We start from the raw sequence: 23417 nt of genomic DNA on the forward strand, positions 1-23417 counted from the left end.
AATATGATAACTTACTGAATAGTTTGGATTGTTGTCTGTGATTTCTACGTTCTTTAACGTTAAATCAATACTCGTAATCCCATCTGGTGTACCATCGTCACAAACTTCTAATGGGGTTGGATCTATAACTATTGGTTGTGAGTATGATGTCACAGATTGAGTTGTTGTTGTTGGACATGTTCCATTGTCTGTCGTATAATCAATAGTGTATACAGCATCAAATGGACCTCCAGTTATAGCACCTGTTGCAGAATTTATAGTTGCTCCATTTCCTGGGTTTGGATTAAATGTAAATGTTCCGCCTGGCAATCCAGTTACAGTTGCAATTGCTCCATCACATGTTGGTATTAGATTGAAACTAGAATCATCTTCTGCAAAAACAGTTATTGTTTGTGTTACTGTTGCTGGACAGTTTCCTGATGTTATATGATCTACTGTATACGTAGCACCTGGCACTCCATTAGTAATTTCCCCTGTGTCTGAATCAATTAATGCACCATCTGTTGGTACCGGATTGAACGTAAACACACCTCCTGTATCTCCTGTAACTGTAGCTGTAGCTCCTGTACAATTTGGCATGTATGTAAACGAAGCATCTTCCGAAGGAAAAACAGTTACCGACTCACTTGACGTTTCTGGACATGGCCCTGAAGTCATGTATTCTACTGTATAAACTGTTCCTGAGACACCTGTAATTAAACCTGTATTTTCATCTATTACCGCTCCATCTGTTGGCAATGGATTGAAAACGAAAGTCCCTCCTGTATCTCCTGTTATTACTGCTGTTGCTCCTAAACAAGTAGATGTTAATGTAAAACTAGCATCTTCAAATGGCAAAACTGTTACTGACTGGGAACTTAAAGCTGGACACGCTCCAGCAACTAAATATTCTACTGTATAAGAAGACCCTTGAACACCATCTGTAATAGTTCCTGTATTTAGATCTATATCTGCTCCATCTGTTGGGATTGGGTTAAATGCAAATATTCCACCCGTATCTCCTATAATGGTAACTGTTGCTCCATCACATGTTGGCGTGAGAGTAAAAGTCGCATCACCGGATGGAAGCACAGTTACTGTTTGCGTTGTACCTGGACTACAAGCACTAGCAAATTCGTAAATTACAGTATATGTGGTATTCGAAACACCATCAATAATAGTTCCTGTAACTGAATCTATATCCGCACCATCTGTTGGTTGAGGGTCTACAAAAGAGAACACTCCTCCTATATCACCTGTAACAGTTGCGGTTCCTCCATCACAAGTTGGAGTCATAGTGAAATTTGTATCAAAAACTTCACCAACAGTAATAGTTTCTGTATCATCAATGACTACCGTACATGAAGTACCAGGCAACGTATATTCTACACCATCAATCCAAAGCTGACCTGCATTTTGAGTAAATGTTAATGTATTAGTAGATGCTCCTGTAGTAAATATGATTTGTTGTAAAACATCTTCTGCACCTGTATTATATGTTAGATTGGCTACTCCATCTGAAATAACCATATCTCCAGTAACATTGTCTTTAGCTAAACTTATTGTGATATCAGTTCCAACTGGCACATTATCTTCAAGCGTTAATGTCAATAAAGGTTCTGCAGAAGTAATTGTAACACTATTTGCGTTAGTAGCTGCAGTGCCAACTGGATCAATTGGACCTGTTGCATTATCAGTATCAAAACCACCAATAGCAGTTTGAGCATTACCAATAATATCTGGAGTTCCAATTGTTGCATCAATAACATTTAATGTTTGATCAACTGCAGGAGCTGTTACTGTGACTGTCCCATTACCTGTACCGTCTAAAACTACTGTTTGAATTGCTCCTCCATTTAAGGTATAAGTTATTAAAGCATTGGGTGTTCCTGTAACATTAAAAACTGCGTCTTCACCATCACAAATAGTTGCTGTGACCGGTGAGCTATCTGCAGTAATATCTTCTGCCATATCTATACAAACTTCTTGTGTATATTCACATCCAAAATCATCTGTAACTCTATATGTATAACAATGTGTTCCTGCAGTTAAAGGCGCTACAGTAATTGTAGACCCTGTAATATTTGTGATAGAAGGATCTGCATCCCAACCTTCAGATGTAATAACAGGTGTGAAAGATAATTCTGGTGGTTGAATATTTGGATCAAAATTTAATCCCCAAGAAAACACATAACCATTATCAATACTAAGATTATCTACAATTTCTATACACCAATCTCCGTTTAAAGGGCTACCTATTAAAGAAGCAAATGATTCTATTGGTAAATATGTACCTGGAGTCCAAGAACTATTAGGAGGATTAGTTCCTGCGGTAATAGTATTTGCATTTTGTAATAAAGTTGTTGCAGACATAGAAAAGCAATAATCTGCACCTACACCTGGGTTATTAGAAGTATCATCATTAGCACCTCCAAAATATGTACCTCCACCTGCTTGTGTAAAAAGATCTGCTTCTTGCCCATTAGGTGAAATAATCCTAATGTCTAAATCTCCAGAGTACGAATGCTCCATATTTATACAAATATCAAGAAGTTGATTAACATCTGTCAAAAGTTGATCAGATTCAAAACAATCTACTGTAATACATGTTGTGTATACTGCTCCGGAACCATCTGGCAAAAACGTTGTACCACTTACTGGAGGTGTACAATCATTAGCAAAAAGTGTTGGTGTTACAACACCATCTATAGTTGTTGTTTCACCAAAACATAAATCTGTATTTGCAGCTCCTGTACCTGAAAAACTAGGCTCTGTAGCAACTTGAATCACTTGATTTATTAAGTTAGTGTTAGCACACCCTAAAGGATCTGAATCTGTATTAGCATCTCTAGTATTAAGGTTTACAATATAAACACCTGGAATATCATAAGAAAACGTTGCTGTCTGACCTGCAACTATATTACCATCTCCTAAATCCCATTCGTAAGTAGCTCCTGTTCCATCAAATTCAAAAACACCACTTCCTGTTAAGGTAATATCTTCACCAGGACAAACTCTAATATAACCATCACCATTTGGAGCTGGTGTAGCAGAATCTAATTGAGACACTACCGTTTGGCAAGGTGTAAAGCAAGACACATCTGCAGCCCAACCTGTTGTTGTTCCTGCAGCATCTGAATCAAACTGAATAGTCAAACAACCAGATCCATTATCTTCTGTAGCAGTAACTGAGCCTGGAGAATTTGCTCCATCAAATGTACCAAACACAGGTGAAGCAGTACTATCACCATTATAAATGGTCATAACATCTACTCCCAATTGAGTACTGAAAGCTGTAAAGTCTAATGTCACTAATTGCCCTGGGTTATCAGGACAAATTGTTAATACTAGAGCTTCACCACTAGAATATGCTCCTCCTGCTCCTCCAGAATCATAGAATGTTCCAGAACAACCAGTCACACTACCATTTTGCATGATAATATCCTGAGCGTAAGTACTAAAAGAAAATAAAGTAAAAATTATGAGTAATGCCTTTTTCATAGCTTGTAGTTATAAATGGATAATTAGAATTTTATTTATGTTGAGATTTGATAATGATAAAGTAATTGGTATTGTCTACTCTATACATATGTGTTCCGTAGGAATTATAATTGAATAAATATTTCAACGGATTAAAATCTTGAGGGTTAAAATGAGTATCTCGTTGTAAACTAGAAACATAATAATCCAATAATGGAACTTCAGATAACAAAGTACATTGTTTTTGGTCACTAGGATTGGGTAAATTCTTAATTTCAACTCTATTGCGAAGAATATTTTTAATATCTTTTAAACGCTGTGGTTTATCTAAAATATTTTCATTTGCAGTATTTCCATAAACCTCATTAATTAAGGCCAATTCTGCATTTGTTAATGAAGAATTTACGTTTTCATTATAGTTAACTGTATTGTATTTTCTTGATTGTGAAAACAATGAAGTAGATATTAGTAATGTACTTACCAATATAAGAGGGAATAGGAATTTTGGATTCATGATAGTCTTTTTTTAAGAAGCGGAATTTAAGAAAATTTTAATAAACAAACTGTTAAATCGGATGTCTTGTATACTGATTCCGATTATACGCATATAACATCCTAAATTAAAAAACCCCTACCCTTATATTCGTTTTTTTTTATTGTTTATCTTTGCATTCTCTTTTTAAATGGAGGAATTATAATTTTAATTAAAAGCAATTTCGGTTGCTTCGGAATAGAACAGATGAAAATAGAAAAAGATATTCAAGATTTTGATACTATTGGTGATGATCATGTTGGCTCATCTTCTGAAACCCCTTTAAGACAAGATGCTTTTGAGCTAACGTCTTCTGAAAAAATAGATATCATTAAAGGTGATGTTAAACATATTTTAGAAACATTAGGTCTTGATTTGACAGATGACAGTCTAAAAGGCACACCAAATAGAGTTGCTAAGATGTTTGTAAATGAAATATTTGGAGGACTTGATCCTGCAAAAAAACCTAGCGCTTCAACATTTGACAATAAATATAAGTATGGAGAAATGCTTGTTGAAAAGAACATTACTGTCTATTCAACTTGCGAGCATCACCTACTCCCTATTGTTGGAAAAGCACATATTGCCTACATCTCAAATGGTACTGTAGTTGGTCTTTCAAAAATGAATAGAATTGTAGACTACTTTGCAAAGCGTCCGCAAGTACAAGAGCGACTTACTATTCAAGTTGTAAAAGAACTTCAAAAAGTTTTAAATACTGAAGATGTAGCCTGCGTAATAGACGCAAAACATTTATGTGTTAATTCTAGAGGTATTAAAGATGTTGCTAGTAGTACTATAACATCAGAATTTGGAGGCATTTTTAAAACAAAAGAAACCAAAAGAGAATTCTTAGATTACATAAGTCTTGATACTGCGTTTTAAACTTTCTTTCTTCCGAAGAAAAAAATAAAATGCTAGCTTTGGCTGCTTTAAAGATATTTCAGAATAAAAAAACTAAACACCACTAACTATGCACTTGTACGAAGAGCAGACTATTCAAATTTACAACACGCTTAGCGGAAACAAAGAAGTCTTCACACCTATAGAAAAAGGTTATGTAGGCATGTACGTTTGTGGACCTACTGTTTATAGCAATGTGCATTTAGGAAATGTGAGAACGTTTATGTCGTTTGATATGGTGTTTCGTTATTTAAAGCATTTAGGGTATAAAGTACGTTATGTAAGAAATATTACAGATGCAGGACATTTAGAAAATGATGCAGATGCTGGTGAAGATAAAATCACTAAAAAGGCACGTTTAGAACAAATTGAGCCTATGGAAGTCGTTCAACGTTATACGGTTGATTTCCATAACATCTTAAATACGTTTAATTTCTTACCTCCTAGTATTGAGCCTACAGCTACTGGACATATTATAGAGCAAATTGAACTCATCAAAACGATTATAGACAATGGTTTTGGTTATGTGGTTAATGGCTCTGTGTATTTTGATGTGCATAAGTTTAATGAAACTAATAACTACGGAATTTTAAGCAAACGTAAACTTGAAGACCTCATCCATAATACAAGAGCTTTAGATGGACAGAGTGATAAAAAGAATCCACAAGATTTTGCACTCTGGAAACGTGCCGAAACTCAACACATCATGCGTTGGCCTTCTCCTTGGAGTGATGGTTTTCCTGGTTGGCATTTAGAATGTACTGCAATGAGCACAAAATATCTTGGTGATAATTTTGATATTCATGGTGGTGGAATGGATTTAAAATTCCCACATCACGAATGTGAAATTGCACAGAGTGAAGCTGCAAAAGGTATAGCTCCTGTTAATTATTGGATGCATGCCAATATGCTTCAATTAAATGGGCAACGTATGTCTAAATCCACTGGTAATATTATCAATCCTGCGGAATTAATATCTGGAAAGAACGATATTATGTCTAAAGGATTTAGCCCTAGCGTGATTAGATTTTTTAATGCTCAATCTTCTTACCGAAGTGTCTTAGATTTGACAAACGATGGTTTATTAGCTAGTGAAAAAGGGTTTCACAGATTAATGGATGCAGTTAACCTTCTTGACGAAATAAAAGCAGGTAAAACATCAACTTTTAATGTAAAGGAATGGCGTCAAAATTGCTACGATGCGATGAATGATGATTTTAATTCACCAATTTTAATCGCTCATTTGTTTGAAGCTTCAAAACATATTAATCAGATAAAAACTGGTAATGCATCTTTAACTCAAGAAGATTTAGAACTTCTTAAAAAAACGATGTTAGAATTCACCTATGACGTTTTAGGGTTAGAAAACACAAAAACAGCTTCTACTGGTGCAGATAAATTGGAAGGTGCTGTTGAATTATTGATTCAATTAAGACAAGAGGCCAGAGCTAACAAAGATTTTGCGATGTCTGATAAAATTCGTGATGAATTAGCTGCAAAAGGCATCCAATTAAATGATGGAAAGGATGGCACGACGTTTTCGACTAATTAATCATGAAACGTATTCTAGTTGCTCCTTTTTTATTTTTAATTAAAGTCTATCAAACTTTAATCTCACCATTCACACCTGCAACATGCAGATTCCAACCTACGTGTTCACATTATACTAAAGAAGCGTTAGAAAAACATGGATTATGGAAAGGTGGAAAATTAGCGCTCATAAGGATTTTTAGTTGTCATCCTTGGGGACGAAGTGGTTATGATCCAGTTCCTGATAAGGATAACAACTAAAAATATGCCAACGCGCTAGCTCGCCCGTTCGCTAAAAATGTACACTGTACATTTTCTTATTCGCTCCGTCGCCCTGGGGACGAAGTGGTTATGACCCAGTTCCTGATAAAGAAGATTAAAACTATCTTAACAACAACTCTAGTTTATTCAATAATATTATCTTTATCCCATCAAAATAAAATTCTATGCTTGCTATTGATATGGTTTGGGATCCTTCAAAAGGATTAGATTTAGGTTTCTTCACATTACATTATTATAGTGTCATGTGGATTGTCGCGTTTATCCTTGGTTTACAAATCATGAAACGTATTTATAAACATGAAGGTCAAAGCGATGAATCTTTAGATTCTTTGTTTATATATTCGGTTATTGGGATTATGTTAGGTGCTCGTCTAGGTCACGTTATTTTCTATCAACCAGAACTTATAACCGAAGATTTTTTTAGCATCTTTTTACCATTTAAATTTAAAGGCGGATTTGAATTCACAGGTTTTATGGGCTTAGCCAGTCATGGTGCAGCAATTGCAATGATTGTCTCAATGTATTTATACAATAAAAAAGTACTACATAAATCTGTACTGTGGATTTTAGATCGCGTAGTAATACCTGTTGCCTCTGGAGCTGTATTTGTGAGATTAGGAAATTTTATAAATTCAGAAATCATAGGTAAACCAACTGGAAGTGATTTTGGTGTTACTTTTAAACAATTAGGCGAAGATTTCCCTAGACATCCTGCTCAACTCTATGAAGCAATTAGTTATATTTTTGTATTCTTAGCGTTATGGTATTTTTACTGGAAAACTAAAAAGAGTGAACAACAAGGGTTCTTATTTGGATTATTTTTAGTCCTATTATGGACGGTAAGATTCTTTGTAGAATTTGTCAAAGAAGCCCAAAATCCAGAACGTGCAGATTGGTTATTAAATACAGGACAATTACTTAGTATTCCATTAATATTAGTCGGTTTATACTTTATGTTTGTTTACAAGCCTAAAACGAAATTGAGCTAATCATGAAGCATTTTGCTCTTCGGTTTTTTGTTTTTTTGTTCTTCGGAAGCGTTGCCTTGCAGCTATCTTCATGTAAAGAGGAGCGCAAAACTTCCGAAGTAAAAAAAGTTGAAGTCAAGTTCACAAAAGAAGGTGAACTTCAACTAAAAAAAGCTACTTCAGATTCCTTACTAGCATATATAGACATTGAAATTGCAGATGACGAATATTCTACGCAAACCGGTTTGATGTATCGCAAAAGCATGGCAGTAAATCAAGGTATGCTATTTATTTTTCCAGATCTAGATTATCGTGCGTTTTACATGAAGAATACTGAGATGCCTTTAGATATTATTTTTATTGCTGAATACCAAACCATAGTCAGTATTCAAAAAAATGCGCAACCCATGAATGAAACCTCTTTACCATCTGAAGCTCCTGCAAAATATGTACTAGAAGTTAATGCTGGCATGAGTGATGAATGGAATTTAGCAAAAGGTGACAGAATAGAATTTTCAAAGCATTAATCCTCATTATTGAAACAATGCTTCTTTTAAACGCTTATCGAGATTAAAGCTTAAAGCTACTCTGTGACAACTTACATTATCTAAGTTGCCATTGTTAAAAGGAATTCCGTAACCATAGGTTAAATTTACCCAACCGTACATACTTATTCCTATTTCTGGAAGTAATCTAAATTCCGAATTTCCATTTTGGAAATAATTCACAGCAGATAATCGTATCGAAAATAGTGTAGCAGAAATCTCATATCCAATTTTTGGAGCAATGGTATGATTATGTCTATCTCTTAAATTTGTTTCAAAGCCTACTCTAAATCCTTCAAAACCTTCTAATGGGATTTTTCCATTTATGGCTGTAACTTCTCCAATAGATACATTAAATTCTAGAAATGTTTCGTGTTGCACTATTACACCTGGAGAAAAAAGAATATCCTTAAATTCGTTTCTATATTTCTCCCGTGTTTGTACTTCTCCACTTTGAGCATTAGCCATTGACAATGCAAAAAGAAGAAGAATGATAAGTGTGTTTTTTAACATAAAACTTTCTATATATCTCTAAAGAGATTAAAAGGTCTTACTTGTTACAGCTTAATTATTTTTTTAACTATGTTAAACCCAATTTCCTTGTTAGATATTTTAAGAAAATAAGGAGCCTTTTCTAATGTATTAAGGTTATCAATCGTAATTACACCCTCTAAGTTTGAATGTACATTATCATAAACAACACGACCATTTAAATCATAAATAATAACATCTAATGCAGATCCTATTAAACTTAATGGCAAATTAATTGTTACGTGATTATTAAATGGATTAGGTTGTATAAAAATCTCTTTCTTTAAAAACTCATCAACGCTAAGTGCATCTCCATCAACACCATCACAATTTTCATCAATACCATTACCTTCGGTATCTGATGCATCTGGATTTAACAGATTGTTGCTATCATCGCAATCTAAATTATTTGCAGCATAACCAATTGGAGGTATTGGAGAACATTCTACAATAGGACTATTTGGATCACCATAACCATCACCATCAGTATCTTCATAATATGTAATTGGTGGTTGGTTTTCATCTGCCACATTAATACAAACTTCTTCTGCGTATTCACAACCAAATTCATCAACTGTTCTGTATATGTAACAGTATTCTCCAGATCCATCTGGAGCTACAGTGATAATATTTCCATTTGTTTCTGTTATACTAGAATTTGGGTCCCAAGATTGAGATACAATATTTGGAATAAATGTAAAATCTTCTAATTGCACACTAGGATCAAAATTAAGTTCCCAAGAAAATATATAACCATTATCTATTGAAAGATTGTCTATAATTTGAATACACCATTCTCCATTAAGTGGACTACCAAGCAAAACATCAAAGGATTCTGCGGGCAGGTAAGATCCTGGTTCAAATGAGTTTGCTGGAGGATTAGATCCTGCAATAATTGTATTAGCATTTGCTATTGGTGTCGCAGCAGACATAGAAAAACAATAATCTGCACCTACTCCTGGATCATTTGACGTATCATCATTTGCTCCCCCAAAATAAGTACCACCTCCAGCTTGCTCAAATAAATTAACTTCTTGACCATTAGGTGAAATTAGTGTAATGTCTAAATCTCCCGAATAAGAGTGCTCAATATTGATACAAATATCTTGTAATTGAGAAATATCTGTTAATACAGCATTAGGATCAAAACACGTTACATTAATACAAGTGCTATATGCTGCTCCACTACCATCTGGTAAAAAAGTCTCTTCACTTATTGGTGGTGGACAATTATAGGTTAAAGTTAATGGATTAACTATAGCCTCGATTGTTGTAGATTCTCCAAAACATAATGTACTATCTTCTGCTTGTACTCCTGTAAAATCAGGTTCTCCAGAGACTCTAATTATTTGATTAATTGTGTTTGTGTTTGGACAACCATTCATGAAATTATCTGTATTGGTATCTCTTATATTAAAATTAGCCAGATATACACCAGGAACATCATATGCAAAAGTAACAGATTGACCAGAAACCGTATTACCATCTCCAAAAACCCAAGTGTATGTAGCACCAGTACCATCTACTCCAAAAACACCACTACCATTTAGAGTTACACTCTCTCCTACACATACTTCAATAATTCCTTCTTCATTTGGCAAAGGTGATGTTGAATCTAATTGTGCTGTGATATCTTGACATGGTAATAAACAATTTATATTTGCTGTCCAACCTGTTGTATTTGCAGATTCATTAGATACAAACTCTATAGTAAAACAACCACTAGGGTTATCTGAATTAGCAAAAAGCAATCCTGGACTATTTGCTCCACTAAAAGTACCAAACATAGGTGATGCAACACTATCACCATTATATATTGTCATAACATCTGCACCTAGTTGAGTAGCAAACTCTTGAAAATCTAATGTTAATCGTCCTTCAGGAACATCTGGACATATTGTAAAAACAAAATATTCATCACTTGAGTAATTCCCAAACTCTCCTCCACTATCTGTAAAAGTTCCAGAACACGTTGTTATCGAACCATTTTGCATAATCACTTCTTGAGCATATATGAAAGATGACATAACTGTAAATAAGATAAGTAAAGCTTTTTTCATAGGTAGAGAGTTTAAGTTTAGTTTGTAATCTTTTTCCTAAATATACAAGAATTACTAAAAGTTTGCGTGAAAAATATTAGAACTGGCACATTTCCGAAGAAAAAGAATTAAAACAAAAAAAGCCATTTCCGAAGAAATGGCTTTTTAAAATTTATGTAAAAAGAAAATTAAGCTACGTCTTCATCCTCTTTTAAAGGATCAATACCTTTATTCTTTAATGTATCATACATGATTGGTGTTGCGATAAATACTGAAGAGTATGTACCAACTACGACACCAACGATTAATGCAAATAATAATCCTCTAAGAGATTCTGCACCAAAGATGAACATAGCCAATAACACAACTAATGTTGTTAATGACGTATTTAATGTTCTACTTAATGTACTGTTTATTGCAGAGTTGATATTCAATCCACCTTTGAATCCACCGCGTTCTGCGAGTTCTTCTCTAATTCTATCAAATACAACAACGGTATCATTTAATGAGTAACCAATTACAGTCAAGATTGCTGCAATGAAGGCTTGATCAATTTCCATACTAAATGGCATGATTTTATACAATAATGAGAATACACCTAATACGATTATCACATCATGGAAAACTGCAGCTACAGCACCAATTGAGAATTGCCATTTTTTGAAACGGAATAAGATATACAAGAACACCACCAATAACGATCCTAAGACTGCAAATAGTGATTCATTCTTAATATCATCTGCAATTGTTGGACTCACTTTACTAGAAAGCACGATACCTACATCATTTTTAGCTTCAGAAAAGTCTTTGAATGTTTCTCCTGCTGGTAAGTATGGTTTCAATCCTTCAAACAACATTGTTTTTACTTCTTCGTCTGCCTCAACTGAATTCTCATCTACCTTATATTTTGTAGAAATTTTTAATTGATTAGCACTACCAATTGTTTTTACTTCTACACTTTCAAATTTAGCAGTTAAATCTTCTGCAACTTTCTCAGCACTTACAGCATCAACAAAACGTACTTGATATGTTCTACCTCCAACAAAGTCAATACCTTGATCTAATTTATTTGTAAATAAAGACCCTAAACTTACTAATATTAAAACACCAGAAATCACATAAGCAATTTTACGTTTACCGATGAAGTTGATATTATTATTCTGAAATAAGTTTTTAGTAATTGACGTTGTGAAATCTAATTTCTTACCACTATTCACATACCAATCTACTAGTAAACGAGTAATGAAAATTGCAGTAAATAATGACGTTACAATACCTATTAATAAAGTAGTTGCAAAACCTTTAATTGGTCCTGTACCAAAAACAAATAATATTAAGGCAGTTAAACCTGTTGTAATATTGGCATCTAAAATTGAAGATAACGCATTTGCAAAACCATCTTTAACAGCTTCTTTTTGTGATTTACCTTTACCAAGCTCCTCTCGTATCCTCTCAAAAATAAGCACGTTTGCATCTACAGACATACCAATTGTTAATACAATACCAGCTAAACCAGGTAATGTTAATACAGCTCCTAATCCTGATAGTACACCAAAGATTAATAAAATGTTTAACATTAAAGCAATATCGGCGAAGATACCAGCTTTACCGTAGTACATAATCATCCAAAGTAATACTAAAGCTAAAGCGATTAAAAATGATTTAGAACCACTATCAATTGCTTCCTTACCTAATGAAGGTCCAACTTGGTCTGCTTGTACAATTTCTGCTCTTGCAGGTAATTTACCAGCTCTTAATACGTTTGCTAAATCTTCTGCTTCTTTAACCGTGAAGTTACCAGAGATTTCTGTGTTTCCACCAGAGATAGCTCCACTTGAAGCTGTAGGTGCAGAATATACAATATCATCTAAAACAATTGCAATTTGAGTTCCTTGAGCATTTGCTCTACCTGTAATTTCTTCCCAAATTTTAGATCCTTGAGCATTCATCTGCATTGATACAGATGGCTGGTTTGCTTGCGTGTAAGATTGACTTGCACCTGTTACAACACCACCACTTAATTCTGGCTCATCATCTCTGTTTCCTTTCAATAAGTATAAATCAACATACTCCATACCAGTTTCTTTATCAACTGTTGGTAAACCAAAAGCGAATTTTGTGTAACGAGCATCTGCAGGAACAATTGCTCTAACCTCATCCATTGCTAAATAAGATTGAAACTTTTCTTTATCTTCTAATTTTAATCCTAACATACCACCAGATCTTGGAGGACCTAATAAATCAAATATTGGGTTGACTTGGTTTGTTGCTGTAGAATCTGTAGAAGTGTCTCCTAATAAATCATCAACGGTACTGTCTGTTCCTGTAGAATCTTGAGTTTTTGTAGCTTCTACTTTTTCATTAAGACCTAATTTTGTTTTAACTGCCTCGTTTGCTAAAGCAAAGAAACTACCTAGTGTTTCTCCTTTATCAACATCCCAGAATTGTAATTGTGCAGTCGTTGTAATTAACTGTGTTGCACGTTTTACATCTTTAACACCTGGCAATTCTACTAATACACGTCCAGAATTCCCTAAACGCTGAATGTTTGGAGACGTTACACCAAACTGGTCAATACGTTTACGCAATACTTCAAAAGCAGAAACGATAGACTCGTCTACTTTTTCTTCTAATTTACTTTTTACTTCAGAATCAGACATTTGGTTGTCGATAACACCATCCATATCCTTATTAGCAAAAATATCTGGTGAAGCTAATTTTTGGTCACCTTTTACAGTTTCCCATGCAGTAAAGAAAGACTCAAGATAAGGTTCTTGAGCATCTTTTTGAATTTCTTCTGCATCAAGTAATGCTTTGTTGAAAGCTGGATCTTTACTTTTGTTAGATAAACCTACTAAGATATCTTTTACCGAAATTTGAAGAATCACATTCAATCCTCCTTTAAGGTCAAGACCAAGGTTCATTGCTTTTTCTTTCACTTCTTTACCTGTGAAACTTGCAATTCCCATGTTAAACGCTTCCACGTTAGCTAAAGAATCAACATAGTGAATTTCAGCATCGTTTATGGCATCTGAATCATCATATTTACTCTCTGCATATGTTTTTGCAGCATTGTCAATTTGGTTGTTTTTGAATGTAAATGATAATTGGTAAATACTTACCAATCCAAATAGCACTGCAAAAAGCTTTACTAGTCCTTTGTTTTGCATTATTTTTTTGTTTAGGTCAAATTTTTATCTCATTCTGAGTTTCCAGAACGAAGGCGCAAATATAAAATTTACACTTGATTTGACAATTGTTTTTTATGTTATATGTGTTGTTGTGTAGCTTTTACAGCTATACCTTAAGATGATATACTTTATTATTTAATATATCTTCGGTCCCAATAGCTATCGGGATTGGGAATATTTGTAGCTAAAGCGCTAAAAAGTAAATCCCTAGATTACAGGTCCTGCACGAACCTCTGGGATTTTATAGGAGTTATTATCTATTGCAATTGAAACTGTTCTACTTAATTTGTAAGTAACTTTTTCTATGCATTCTTTTGAATCAATCTTTACATCTTGATTAGAAGCGAGAACATTAGGATTGAAAATCCTATCGTCTTGCGCTTTTATTTCTAAAGCTAGCTTTCCTTCTAATTCTGAAACATCATCACCTTGCTGAATCTCATAAACATCAAAGTTGTATGCGATTGTTTTTTCTTCGGAAGGTATATTTCGCTCATCATCATTTTTAGAAACATAACCTAAATCTAGATTACATTCATTAGATAATAATGCTTTGATACTGTCAACATCTGAAACACTATAATAAGAGATTTTTAATTGACCATCTTGAAGTGTTTGAACCTTTATATCATCTACACCTGCAATTTCCAATTGTTGTTTAACACTTGAAATAGCGTTTTGAGTATCTTGAGTAGAGACGTTTATTGAAGAAAACTGAAGTACAATTTCCTGATTAGGTATAACAACTTGCTGTTTACTAGCAATGCTACCTAAAAAGGTTAGTGTAATAATGAGAATACTAATGTACCATCTCGAGTTCATGCGCCAAATATATAAAAAATAAAGAACCTAGATTTACGGTTCGTCGTTTATAGCAGATGAGTTAACGAACTTTAGCTTTGGAATTCTTTTTTGAGAGCTTAAAATTATGGCTAAGCCTTTTGCTTCTTCAATTGTGAAATCTCCATTTATCTCTGCTTTGCCTACACTAATTGGACCGCTTGATACTGTAGGAGCAGAATAGACTATATCATTTAAAGTGATTGCTATTTTAGAACCTTTTTGATATGCTAAGTCTGTCATGCCTTCCCAGCGTTGAGTACCTTCTTCACTCATTTCAATAAAAAGTGATGGTCGATTTTTCGAGGATAACTTTTCACGTGCCTCAGTTACATGTGTTTCGTTGACAAATGCTATTCCATTTGATGGAAGTTTAACAACGTACAAATCTACTTTCCCATTCAGAGGTTGACCGAATAAAAATTTGGAATTTTTTATTTCTTGTGGTAACAGAGCTAATACTTCTTCTTTCAGTAATATTTCTTTTAACCTTTTAACACCTGAAGTATCAATACTCATTACACCTGCTGAGAATGGTCTAGAAGAACTATCTAAAGGATTTCTAAGCGTGTGGTTTTCTGCTTCAATTAAATGAAACACTTTCAAAAAAAAAGAAGGTATCTCTCTCGATTCAACACATTCCCAAAATTCAAGTTTACCAGGATTAGTTACAATAGCATTAACAGCTTCCATCTCTAAATCTGTACTCAGTTTGATTTCAATTTGTTGTTTATTAGTTAATCTCACTTCATAGTTAGAAGCAAAATGATCTAATCGTTTATTTAAGACTTCTATTGTTTCTAACTTATCATTATCAGTTAGCGTTTCTAGATTTTCAAATTCATATATAATAGAGAATTTGTGTTTAGGTGTTACATTTCCGCAGGAAAAAAATAAAATAGAAATAAAAATGTAGATGTATTTCATGAATGTCTAAAATTAAAAAAGGCTATCATTAATATGATAGCCTCAAATATATTTAAAAAAGTGTTGTGATTATAACTCTAACAAACCGTTAGTTGTTTTAACACCTTCAGCAGATTCTGATAATTTTGCTTTTTCAGCATCTGTTAAACTAATTTCAACAATTTTTTCAATTCCGTTAGCACCTAATACACAAGGAACACCAATAGATAAATCGTTTAATCCAAATTCTCCTTCTAATAAAGCAGAACAAGGGAATATCTTTTTAGTATCACAAGCAATTGCTTGAACCATTGCAGATACTGCTGCTCCTGGAGCATACCAAGCAGATGTACCTAATAAACCTGTAAGTGTTGCTCCACCTACTTTAGTATCTTGTACGACTTGATCCATTCTTTCTTCTGATAAAAACTCAGAAACTTTTACACTGTTTCTTGCAGCTTTACCAATTAATGGCACCATACCTTTATCACTGTGTCCACCAATTACCATACCGTCAACATCACTAATAGGAGCTCCTAAAGCTTCTGCTAATCTATATTTGAAACGTGCAGAATCTAGTGCTCCACCCATACCAATAATTCTGTTTTTTGGTAATCCTGTTGTTTTATGAACTAAATATGTCATTGTATCCATTGGATTAGATACAACAATAATAATTGTATTTGGAGAGTGTTCTATTAAACTAGAAGATACCATTTTTACAATCCCAGCGTTAATACCAATTAACTCTTCGCGAGTCATACCTGGTTTTCTAGGGATTCCTGAAGTAATTACACAAACATCAGAACCTGCTGTTTTAGAATAATCATTTGTACTTCCTGTAATTTTAGTATCAAAATTATTTAATGACGCTGTTTGCATTAAATCCATTGCTTTACCTTCAGCAAAACCTTCTTTTATATCTAAGATTACTACTTCACTTGCAAAATCTTTAATTGCAATGTATTCTGCACAACTTGCGCCTACTGCTCCTGCTCCAACTACTGTTACTTTCATTTTTATTGTGTTTTTATATGTGTTGTTAATTATAGGGTAAATTTACAAATTTTAACAGTGTTAAAGAAAAAAGCACAAGAGAAAATCTTGCGCTTTTAGAAAAATTTATGATAACCAATAAATGAGATCTCGTTTCAAGAACGAGATTAATTCAACCAACAACAATCAATGCGCTTTGCTTTTGAGTCTTGGGTTTCATTAAAATGAAAAGTTTATTCCAAGAGTAGCACTATCAAATTCTGCAATGTTATAATCTGCATTTAAACTAAAGAATCCTAGTTTTAAATTTGCTCCTACGGTTCCTCTTACACCTGAAATATCATTTTCTATTGAAAATGGATTATTTATTTCTTCGGAAAACAGAAAACCATCTGTTACTCTATACGTTCCTAATAAGTCTGTAGTTGCAGTTCCTGTGATATAACCTACAGCTCCATACACATTAATAATTTTTAAGTTTGTACCCACAATGAGTTCAAACAACACAGTATTGACATCTGTTTCTACGCGTTGATTTTCTCCTTCAACAAACTCTGCATCTGTAAAATCATAACTTCCATCTAAATGTGTATAAGCCACAAGTCCTGATACTGCTATTGGTAATATTTTATCTGCTGGCAACCAACTTGTAAACTCTTGTTGTAGTCCAATACCGTAAAGACCAATTTTCGCATCTTCTGTTTCTATCTTCGGAATAAATCGTCCTTTAATTTGCGTGCCTTTAAATGGTGAAAAACCAGCTTGTAAAAATCCTGTTGGGATTAAATCAACACCTTCTGCTCCTATTCCTGTTGGTAAAACTAAAGTGGTTTCTTGATTTCCGAAGAGAGGATCATCATAGGTTATGATAACTCTAATCTCTGGATCGTTATGCCCTAAGGCTGTCGCTACCATTTTAGAAGAACTACCATCTTCAAATCTGATATTTTCATAGTCAGCAACATTCATTTGAAAAGACTTCTTGTCATCTTTTATAAAACCAATGTTTCCTATTACTGATAATTGAAAACTGAATCTTCTTGGTGATTTTGCATTATTGAACCAGCCATTATTTATTCCGTAGCCTAATCCTTCTGAAGCTGGAGCGATGTAATCTTTAGTAAATCGTTCTGCATCTGAGATTCCTGCTGCCAATAAATCGTTTACATTTTCTTGTGCTTTTACTGAGGTCATAGCAAGAAAAGCTATACTTATTAAAACTATCTTTTTCATAAATTCTGTAGGTTAAATGGATGTCAAAATTAATCAAACATATTGAATCAACGTACTATGTCGTTTAAAATTGCTTTTTATCGGTCTTTTGACAATTTTGACGTATTGTTAAATCTGGCACATTTCAGCACAAAAAAAAGCAACTACATATAAATACGTAATTGCTTTTTGTTTGGTTTCGCTTCGACAAACTCAGCGAACAGATATTCTTAATTATTACTATGCATCAATATTTGCGTAGATTGCATTTTTCTCAATAAATTCTCTACGTGGTGGCACTTCGTCACCCATTAACATTGAGAATACACGATCTGCTTCTGCACTATTATCAATCACTATTTGACGTAATGTTCTAAACTCAGGATTCATTGTGGTATCCCAAAGTTGTATAGCATTCATCTCTCCAAGACCTTTATAACGTTGAATTTTTGCACCATCTCCAAATTGTTGCATTAAAGCTTTACGCTCTTCGTCACTCCATGCATATTCTTTTTTCGCACCTTTTTTAACTAAAAATAAAGGTGGTGTTGCGATGTATATATGACCGTTTTCAATCAATTCTTTCATATATCTAAAGAAGAACGTCAAAATAAGTGTTTCAATGTGACTACCATCAATATCGGCATCACACATAATCACAATTTTATGATATCTTAATTTTGAAAGGTTTAGCGCTTTGCTATCCTCTTCTGTACCTATAGTTACTCCTAAGGCTGTGAAAATATTTTTGATCTCTTCGTTTTCAAAAACCTTATGAGTCATTGCTTTCTCAACATTAAGAATTTTACCTCTTAATGGCAAAATTGCTTGAAATGCTCTATCACGACCCATTTTTGCAGTTCCACCTGCCGAATCTCCCTCAACAAGGTAAATCTCACATTTTGTAGGATCTTGTTCTGAACAGTCACTTAATTTACCAGGTAAACCTCCAATACTCATTACCGTTTTACGTTGTACCATATCACGTGCTTTTTGAGCAGCGTGACGAGCTTGGGCAGCAAGTATTACTTTTTGAACTATGGTTTTAGCATCATCTGGGTTTTCTTCAAGATAATCTGTCAACATTTCTGATACTGCCTGACTAACAGATGCAGAAACCTCTCTATTTCCTAATTTTGTTTTTGTTTGTCCTTCAAATTGTGGCTCTTGAACTTTAACAGAAATAATAGCTGTTAACCCTTCACGGAAATCATCTCCCTGGATATCAAACTTTAATTTGTCTAACATACCTGAAGCATCTGCATATTTCTTAAGTGTATGCGTTAAACCTCTTCTAAAACCAGATAAGTGCGTTCCACCTTCGTGTGTATTAATGTTGTTTACGTATGAGTGTAAATTTTCAGCATATGATGTGTTATAAATCATAGCAACCTCAACAGGCACGCCATTTTTCTCACCTTCAAAAGCAATTACATCTTTCATTAAAGGCTCTCTAGTTGCATCTAAAAACTTAATAAATTCTTTAAGACCTTCAGTTGAATGAAATGTTTCTCCTTCAAACTCACCATCGTCCTTTTTTCGTCTTTTATCAACTAAATGAATCGTAATTCCTTTATTAAGGTATGCTAATTCACGTAAACGACTTGCTAAAGTATCGTAGTTATATTCTAAAGTTTGAGTAAAAATTGTTGGATCTGGTTTAAAAGTTACAATCGTTCCTCTTTTATCAGTTGTACCAATTTTTTTAACAGGATACATGGCTTTACCACGTTCATATTCTTGTTCCCAAATCTCACCTTTTCTATAAACTGTAGCTGTTAAATGCTCAGATAATGCGTTAACACAACTCACACCAACACCGTGAAGTCCACCAGAAACCTTATAAGAATCTTTATCGAACTTACCACCTGCTCCAATTTTGGTCATTACAACCTGAAGTGCAGATACACCTTCTTTTTTGTGAAGATCTACAGGAATACCACGACCATCATCTTCTGTCGTTACAGAGTTGTCTTCATTAATTATTACTGTAATATTATCACAATGACCAGCTAATGCTTCATCAATTGAGTTATCTACAACTTCATATACCAAATGGTGCAAACCACGCGTACCAACGTCTCCAATATACATGGAAGGACGCATACGTACGTGCTCCATTCCCTCTAGGGCTTGGATACTATCTGCCGAATAATTATCCTTATTAAACTCTTCTCTTTTCTCGCTCATAAATTTTAATTTATTGACTTTTATTTAATTAAATTTGAGTTCCCATTCTTCAACGGGATTAATTCAGCTTACATTTTTTTTATCGACTGGGTCTTAAAAATTCAGAGCTTCATTAACACAAAAAAAGATGCATGTAGCATCCTTTCGAGTACAAACAAAGATAAGAAATAGTAAGGCTTTTTAAAAGCTTTTCACCAACAGACTTCAATAATTATTAACATTTGTTAATTACTCAAAACACTCTTAAACGAGCTAAAAAATAGCTTAAAACTGATTTTATTGTTTTTTAACATCTTCGGAAATGTGCTAAAATCAAAAGATTCGTCTAAATCGTTATTTCACTATCTAATTAATCTTAAAATCGCTCGAAAAAAAGCAATATTTTATCTGTTTCTATAATTTTTTAAATAGGCCTATTTCCGCAGAAAAAAAATAAAAAAAGACCAATGTTCCCATTGGTCTTTCCTCCTATTAATCAACACAAAAATATATTCTATGCTTTCGCATAGGCCTTATCATGTACGTTTGAAATGGCTCTACCTGAAGGCTCATTCATATTTTTAAATGCTTCGTCCCATTCTAAAGCAGTTGCTGTACTGCAAGCTACACTAGCTTCTTGAGGCACACTTTTTGCTGCAGCATCACTTGGAAAGTGTCCTTCAAAAATTGAACGGTAATAAAACTCTTCTTTATTTTGTGGTGTTTGGATTGGGAAACGGAATTTCGCGTTTTCCATTTGCTCGTCTGACACTTCTTGATCAACAACCTCTTTTAAAGTGTCAATCCAACTGTAACCTACACCATCACTAAATTGTTCTTTTTGTCTCCAAGCTACGCTTTCTGGCAACATGTCTTCAAATGCTTTACGAATGACCCATTTTTCCATACGTTCACCATTGATCATTTTATCTTGAGGGTTGATACGCATAGCAACATCCATAAATTCCTTATCTAAGAATGGTACACGTCCTTCAATTCCCCAAGCAGCTAAACTTTTGTTTGCTCTCAAACAATCATACATATGTAATTTATCTAATTTACGAACCGTTTCTTCATGAAACTCACGAGCATTTGGTGCTTTATGAAAATATAAATATCCTCCAAAAATCTCATCTGCGCCTTCTCCAGATAATACCATTTTAATTCCCATAGATTTAATAACTCTTGCCATTAAATACATTGGTGTTGAAGATCTAATTGTAGTTATATCATAAGTTTCAATGTTATAGATGACATCTTTTATAGCATCTAATCCTTCTTGGATTGTAAATTTTATTTCATGGTGAACTGTCCCTATATGATCTGCTACTTTTTGTGCTGCAGCCAAATCTGGAGAACCTTCTAATCCTACCGCAAATGAATGTGTTTGAGGATACCAAGCCTCTGAAGTATCATCTGACTCAATACGTTTTTGTGCATATTTTTTTGCTATTGCAGACACCACTGAGGAATCTAATCCACCAGATAATAATACTCCGTAAGGCACATCACTCATTAATTGTCTGTGAACTGCTGCTTCAAGAGCTTCCTTTACTTCTGCAATACTTGTTTCGTTTTCTTTAACTGCATCATATTCGCTCCAATCTCTATTGTACCATTTTACAAACTTTCCATCCTTACTTGACATGTAATGTCCTGGAGGAAATAATTCAATTTTAGTGCATACACCTTCTAGCGCTTTTAATTCTGAAGCAACATAAAAAGTTCCGTTTTGATCCCAACCGATATATAGTGGAATAATTCCCATGTGATCACGAGCTACAAAGTATTCATCTTTTTCAGTATCATAGATGGCGAATCCGAAAATCCCGTTCATTTCATCTACGAATTCCGCACCTTTTTCTTGATATAGAGCTAAAATGACTTCACAATCGCTTTCAGTTTGAAAATTGTAATCAGGAAATTGTTTACGTAACTCACGATGATTGTAAATCTCTCCATTAGCTGCAAGAATGAGTTTTTTATCTGGACTAAAAAGCGGTTGTTTTCCAGAAGCTGGATCAACAATTGCTAAACGCTCATGCGCTAATATTGCTTTCTCATCACTATATATACCACTCCAGTCTGGTCCTCTATGACGAATGGTCTTAGCCATTTCAAGGATTTGAGGTCTTAAATCTTCAGATTTTTGTTTTAGGTCAAACGCACATACAATTCCGCACATATCTTTATTATTTATATTGTAATTCTATTTATTATTCAAATTGATAGGACAAATATGAATTTATGATTACAAATATAAAACACAAATTCTATTATTGATTACAATTTAAAACCTAAAATTACAATTTAATATCTTATTGGAATCAATTTGCTTTAAAAACTCAATATAGTCTTTATGAATGTAAACTTTAACATCAGTTTACGACTTTAAACATCACAATTAAACCTTTGAGGTTTATCTTTATACTAATCACTAAAATATAAAACATGAAAACAAAATCAATTATTTCAACTGTAGCAATGGCATTTGTACTGCTTGTTTCTTTAAACATGAATGCTCAAGAATTTGCTAAAATGGACAAAAGTCCTATGGATGGAGCTTCTTTTCCTACTAGCTACAAAGAATCAAATAAGCTAATCAAAGTCATTTACAGTAGACCTCAACTTAATGATCGCTCATTAGAAAAATTAGCACCAAACGGAGAAGTTTGGAGAACTGGAGCTAATGAAGCTGCAGAATTAACATTATACACGACAATGGCTTTGGGTGACACTAAGATTGCACCTGGAACATATACGTTTTACGTGATTCCTGGAGAAAAAGAATGGACAGCAATCATAAGTAAAGACTTAAATGTTTGGGGAAGTTATTTTTACAAAGAAGAAAATGACGTTGCTAGATTAACTGTGCCTGTTACTAAAGGAAAAGAATCATTAGAAGCATTTGGTATTGCTTTTACAGAATCTAAAGATGGTGTTCACATGAACTTAGGTTGGGATACAGTTAGAGTTGCTGTTCCTTTTACAAAGTAAGCTAACATTTTTCATTTAAAAAGAGCCTCAAAATTTGATTTTTGAGGCTCTTTTTTATTTTTTATTATCGAGATGTTCCCTAAGTTTTAAAATGGATTTAACTTTTTTATATGCTGTTTTCCATTTTTCTGTTTCTTTAAAAGAAATAACATCAGGATTTTCTAAATCTGGATTCTCATATAAATCACTCGATTCAAAAGAGATTTCACATTGCTGTAAACGTTTTAGATAACCTAGTAATTCTTTAGTTCCTTTTTTATCAAACTCATCATGATTTAAAACAAGTGGTTTCTTTTTTTTAGACATTTAAGAATTGA

18 protein-coding genes are annotated in these 23417 nt (G+C 33.7%); 6 read left to right on the forward strand and 12 right to left on the reverse strand.

Translation table 11 applies throughout. From position 1 onward, the window contains the following. Window positions 1–3480 (reverse strand): PKD domain-containing protein (locus IM744_RS15925; protein ID WP_194509163.1); only part of this gene is annotated, 3480 nt, incomplete at its 3' end. A gap of 31 nt (window positions 3481–3511) precedes the next feature. Next, on the reverse strand, window positions 3512–3973 hold the full coding sequence (locus IM744_RS15930) for a hypothetical protein (RefSeq protein WP_194509164.1): 462 nt from the start codon (window positions 3971–3973) through the stop codon (window positions 3512–3514). 225 nt (window positions 3974–4198) lie between these two features. Here IM744_RS15930 and folE point away from each other — a divergent pair, with 225 nt between their 5' ends. The 5 genes from folE (at window position 4199) to IM744_RS15955 (ending at window position 8201) form a co-directional block, all read left to right on the forward strand. Beyond that, entirely contained in the window at window positions 4199–4876 is a 678-nt protein-coding gene (gene folE, locus IM744_RS15935) for a GTP cyclohydrolase I FolE (protein ID WP_194509165.1), read from the forward strand. Between the two features lie 88 nt (window positions 4877–4964). Continuing rightward, window positions 4965–6446 carry a cysteine--tRNA ligase gene (cysS, locus tag IM744_RS15940; RefSeq protein WP_194509166.1) on the forward strand — a complete coding sequence of 494 codons (1482 nt, stop codon included), beginning with the start codon at window positions 4965–4967 and terminating at the stop codon, window positions 6444–6446. A gap of 2 nt (window positions 6447–6448) precedes the next feature. Then, the gene (gene yidD / locus IM744_RS15945; RefSeq protein ID WP_194509167.1) at window positions 6449–6685 is read left to right on the forward strand and encodes a membrane protein insertion efficiency factor YidD; all 237 of its coding nucleotides are present in this window, start codon (window positions 6449–6451) and stop codon (window positions 6683–6685) included. A 185-nt stretch (window positions 6686–6870) separates the two neighbouring features. After that, on the forward strand, window positions 6871–7695 hold the full coding sequence (gene lgt, locus IM744_RS15950; RefSeq protein ID WP_194509168.1) for a prolipoprotein diacylglyceryl transferase: 825 nt from the start codon (window positions 6871–6873) through the stop codon (window positions 7693–7695). 2 nt (window positions 7696–7697) lie between these two features. Beyond that, window positions 7698–8201, forward strand: coding sequence for a DUF192 domain-containing protein (locus IM744_RS15955; RefSeq protein WP_194509169.1), 504 nt, complete (start codon window positions 7698–7700; stop codon window positions 8199–8201). A gap of 6 nt (window positions 8202–8207) precedes the next feature. On the opposite strand, the gene IM744_RS15960 is transcribed toward IM744_RS15955, so the two are convergent. The 9 genes from IM744_RS15960 to asnB all read right to left on the reverse strand — a co-directional run bounded on the left by IM744_RS15960 (window position 8208) and on the right by asnB (window position 22288). Next, the gene (locus IM744_RS15960; protein ID WP_194509170.1) at window positions 8208–8732 is read right to left on the reverse strand and encodes a hypothetical protein; all 525 of its coding nucleotides are present in this window, start codon (window positions 8730–8732) and stop codon (window positions 8208–8210) included. Between the two features lie 44 nt (window positions 8733–8776). Next, complete coding sequence (locus IM744_RS15965) at window positions 8777–10810, reverse strand: PKD domain-containing protein (RefSeq protein WP_194509171.1); 2034 nt, start codon at window positions 10808–10810, stop codon at window positions 8777–8779. Window positions 10811–10977: 167 nt separating this feature from the next. Further along, window positions 10978–13959, reverse strand: a complete 2982-nt coding sequence (gene secDF / locus IM744_RS15970) for a protein translocase subunit SecDF (RefSeq protein WP_194509172.1) — start codon at window positions 13957–13959, stop codon at window positions 10978–10980. A 228-nt stretch (window positions 13960–14187) separates the two neighbouring features. Then, entirely contained in the window at window positions 14188–14802 is a 615-nt protein-coding gene (locus IM744_RS15975) for a hypothetical protein (protein ID WP_194509173.1), read from the reverse strand. A 33-nt stretch (window positions 14803–14835) separates the two neighbouring features. Continuing rightward, complete coding sequence (locus IM744_RS15980; protein WP_194509174.1) at window positions 14836–15747, reverse strand: SecDF P1 head subdomain-containing protein; 912 nt, start codon at window positions 15745–15747, stop codon at window positions 14836–14838. A gap of 69 nt (window positions 15748–15816) precedes the next feature. After that, complete coding sequence (mdh, locus tag IM744_RS15985) at window positions 15817–16743, reverse strand: malate dehydrogenase (protein WP_194509175.1); 927 nt, start codon at window positions 16741–16743, stop codon at window positions 15817–15819. Between the two features lie 198 nt (window positions 16744–16941). Further along, window positions 16942–17955: a DUF6588 family protein gene (locus tag IM744_RS15990; protein WP_194509176.1), complete on the reverse strand. Its 1014-nt coding sequence runs from the start codon at window positions 17953–17955 to the stop codon at window positions 16942–16944. 219 nt (window positions 17956–18174) lie between these two features. Then, a complete protein-coding gene (gene gyrB / locus IM744_RS15995) occupies window positions 18175–20124 on the reverse strand; it encodes a DNA topoisomerase (ATP-hydrolyzing) subunit B (RefSeq protein WP_194509177.1) in 1950 nt (649 codons plus the stop codon). Window positions 20125–20617: 493 nt separating this feature from the next. Continuing rightward, window positions 20618–22288 (reverse strand): asparagine synthase B, encoded by a 1671-nt coding sequence (gene asnB / locus IM744_RS16000; protein ID WP_194509178.1) that lies wholly within the window; start codon window positions 22286–22288, stop codon window positions 20618–20620. Window positions 22289–22554: 266 nt separating this feature from the next. On the opposite strand from asnB, the gene IM744_RS16005 reads away from it, so the two are divergent. Then, complete coding sequence (locus tag IM744_RS16005) at window positions 22555–23100, forward strand: DUF2911 domain-containing protein (protein ID WP_194509179.1); 546 nt, start codon at window positions 22555–22557, stop codon at window positions 23098–23100. Window positions 23101–23154: 54 nt separating this feature from the next. Here the strand turns inward: IM744_RS16005 and IM744_RS16010 are convergent, their stop codons facing one another. Next, the gene (locus IM744_RS16010; RefSeq protein ID WP_194509180.1) at window positions 23155–23406 is read right to left on the reverse strand and encodes a hypothetical protein; all 252 of its coding nucleotides are present in this window, start codon (window positions 23404–23406) and stop codon (window positions 23155–23157) included. Window positions 23407–23417 lie beyond the last annotated feature (11 nt).

This window comes from Psychroserpens luteus (assembly GCF_015319355.1).
GTDB lineage: Bacteria > Bacteroidota > Bacteroidia > Flavobacteriales > Flavobacteriaceae > Psychroserpens > Psychroserpens luteus.

What these genes read in the sequence shown, in the direction of transcription:
- lgt (WP_194509168.1), top strand. Translation starts at nt 6,871, where the DNA reads ATGCTTGCTATTGATATGGTTTGGGATCCTTCAAAAGGATTAGATTTA.
- asnB (WP_194509178.1), bottom strand. Translation starts at nt 22,288, where the DNA reads ATGTGCGGAATTGTATGTGCGTTTGACCTAAAACAAAAATCTGAAGAT.
- IM744_RS15960 (WP_194509170.1), bottom strand. Translation starts at nt 8,732, where the DNA reads ATGTTAAAAAACACACTTATCATTCTTCTTCTTTTTGCATTGTCAATG.
- gyrB (WP_194509177.1), bottom strand. Translation starts at nt 20,124, where the DNA reads ATGAGCGAGAAAAGAGAAGAGTTTAATAAGGATAATTATTCGGCAGAT.
- IM744_RS15965 (WP_194509171.1), bottom strand. Translation starts at nt 10,810, where the DNA reads ATGAAAAAAGCTTTACTTATCTTATTTACAGTTATGTCATCTTTCATA.
- IM744_RS15990 (WP_194509176.1), bottom strand. Translation starts at nt 17,955, where the DNA reads ATGAAAAAGATAGTTTTAATAAGTATAGCTTTTCTTGCTATGACCTCA.
- folE (WP_194509165.1), top strand. Translation starts at nt 4,199, where the DNA reads ATGAAAATAGAAAAAGATATTCAAGATTTTGATACTATTGGTGATGAT.
- mdh (WP_194509175.1), bottom strand. Translation starts at nt 16,743, where the DNA reads ATGAAAGTAACAGTAGTTGGAGCAGGAGCAGTAGGCGCAAGTTGTGCA.
- secDF (WP_194509172.1), bottom strand. Translation starts at nt 13,959, where the DNA reads ATGCAAAACAAAGGACTAGTAAAGCTTTTTGCAGTGCTATTTGGATTG.
- IM744_RS15980 (WP_194509174.1), bottom strand. Translation starts at nt 15,747, where the DNA reads ATGAAATACATCTACATTTTTATTTCTATTTTATTTTTTTCCTGCGGA.
- yidD (WP_194509167.1), top strand. Translation starts at nt 6,449, where the DNA reads ATGAAACGTATTCTAGTTGCTCCTTTTTTATTTTTAATTAAAGTCTAT.
- IM744_RS15955 (WP_194509169.1), top strand. Translation starts at nt 7,698, where the DNA reads ATGAAGCATTTTGCTCTTCGGTTTTTTGTTTTTTTGTTCTTCGGAAGC.
- IM744_RS16010 (WP_194509180.1), bottom strand. Translation starts at nt 23,406, where the DNA reads ATGTCTAAAAAAAAGAAACCACTTGTTTTAAATCATGATGAGTTTGAT.
- IM744_RS15930 (WP_194509164.1), bottom strand. Translation starts at nt 3,973, where the DNA reads ATGAATCCAAAATTCCTATTCCCTCTTATATTGGTAAGTACATTACTA.
- cysS (WP_194509166.1), top strand. Translation starts at nt 4,965, where the DNA reads ATGCACTTGTACGAAGAGCAGACTATTCAAATTTACAACACGCTTAGC.
- IM744_RS16005 (WP_194509179.1), top strand. Translation starts at nt 22,555, where the DNA reads ATGAAAACAAAATCAATTATTTCAACTGTAGCAATGGCATTTGTACTG.
- IM744_RS15975 (WP_194509173.1), bottom strand. Translation starts at nt 14,802, where the DNA reads ATGAACTCGAGATGGTACATTAGTATTCTCATTATTACACTAACCTTT.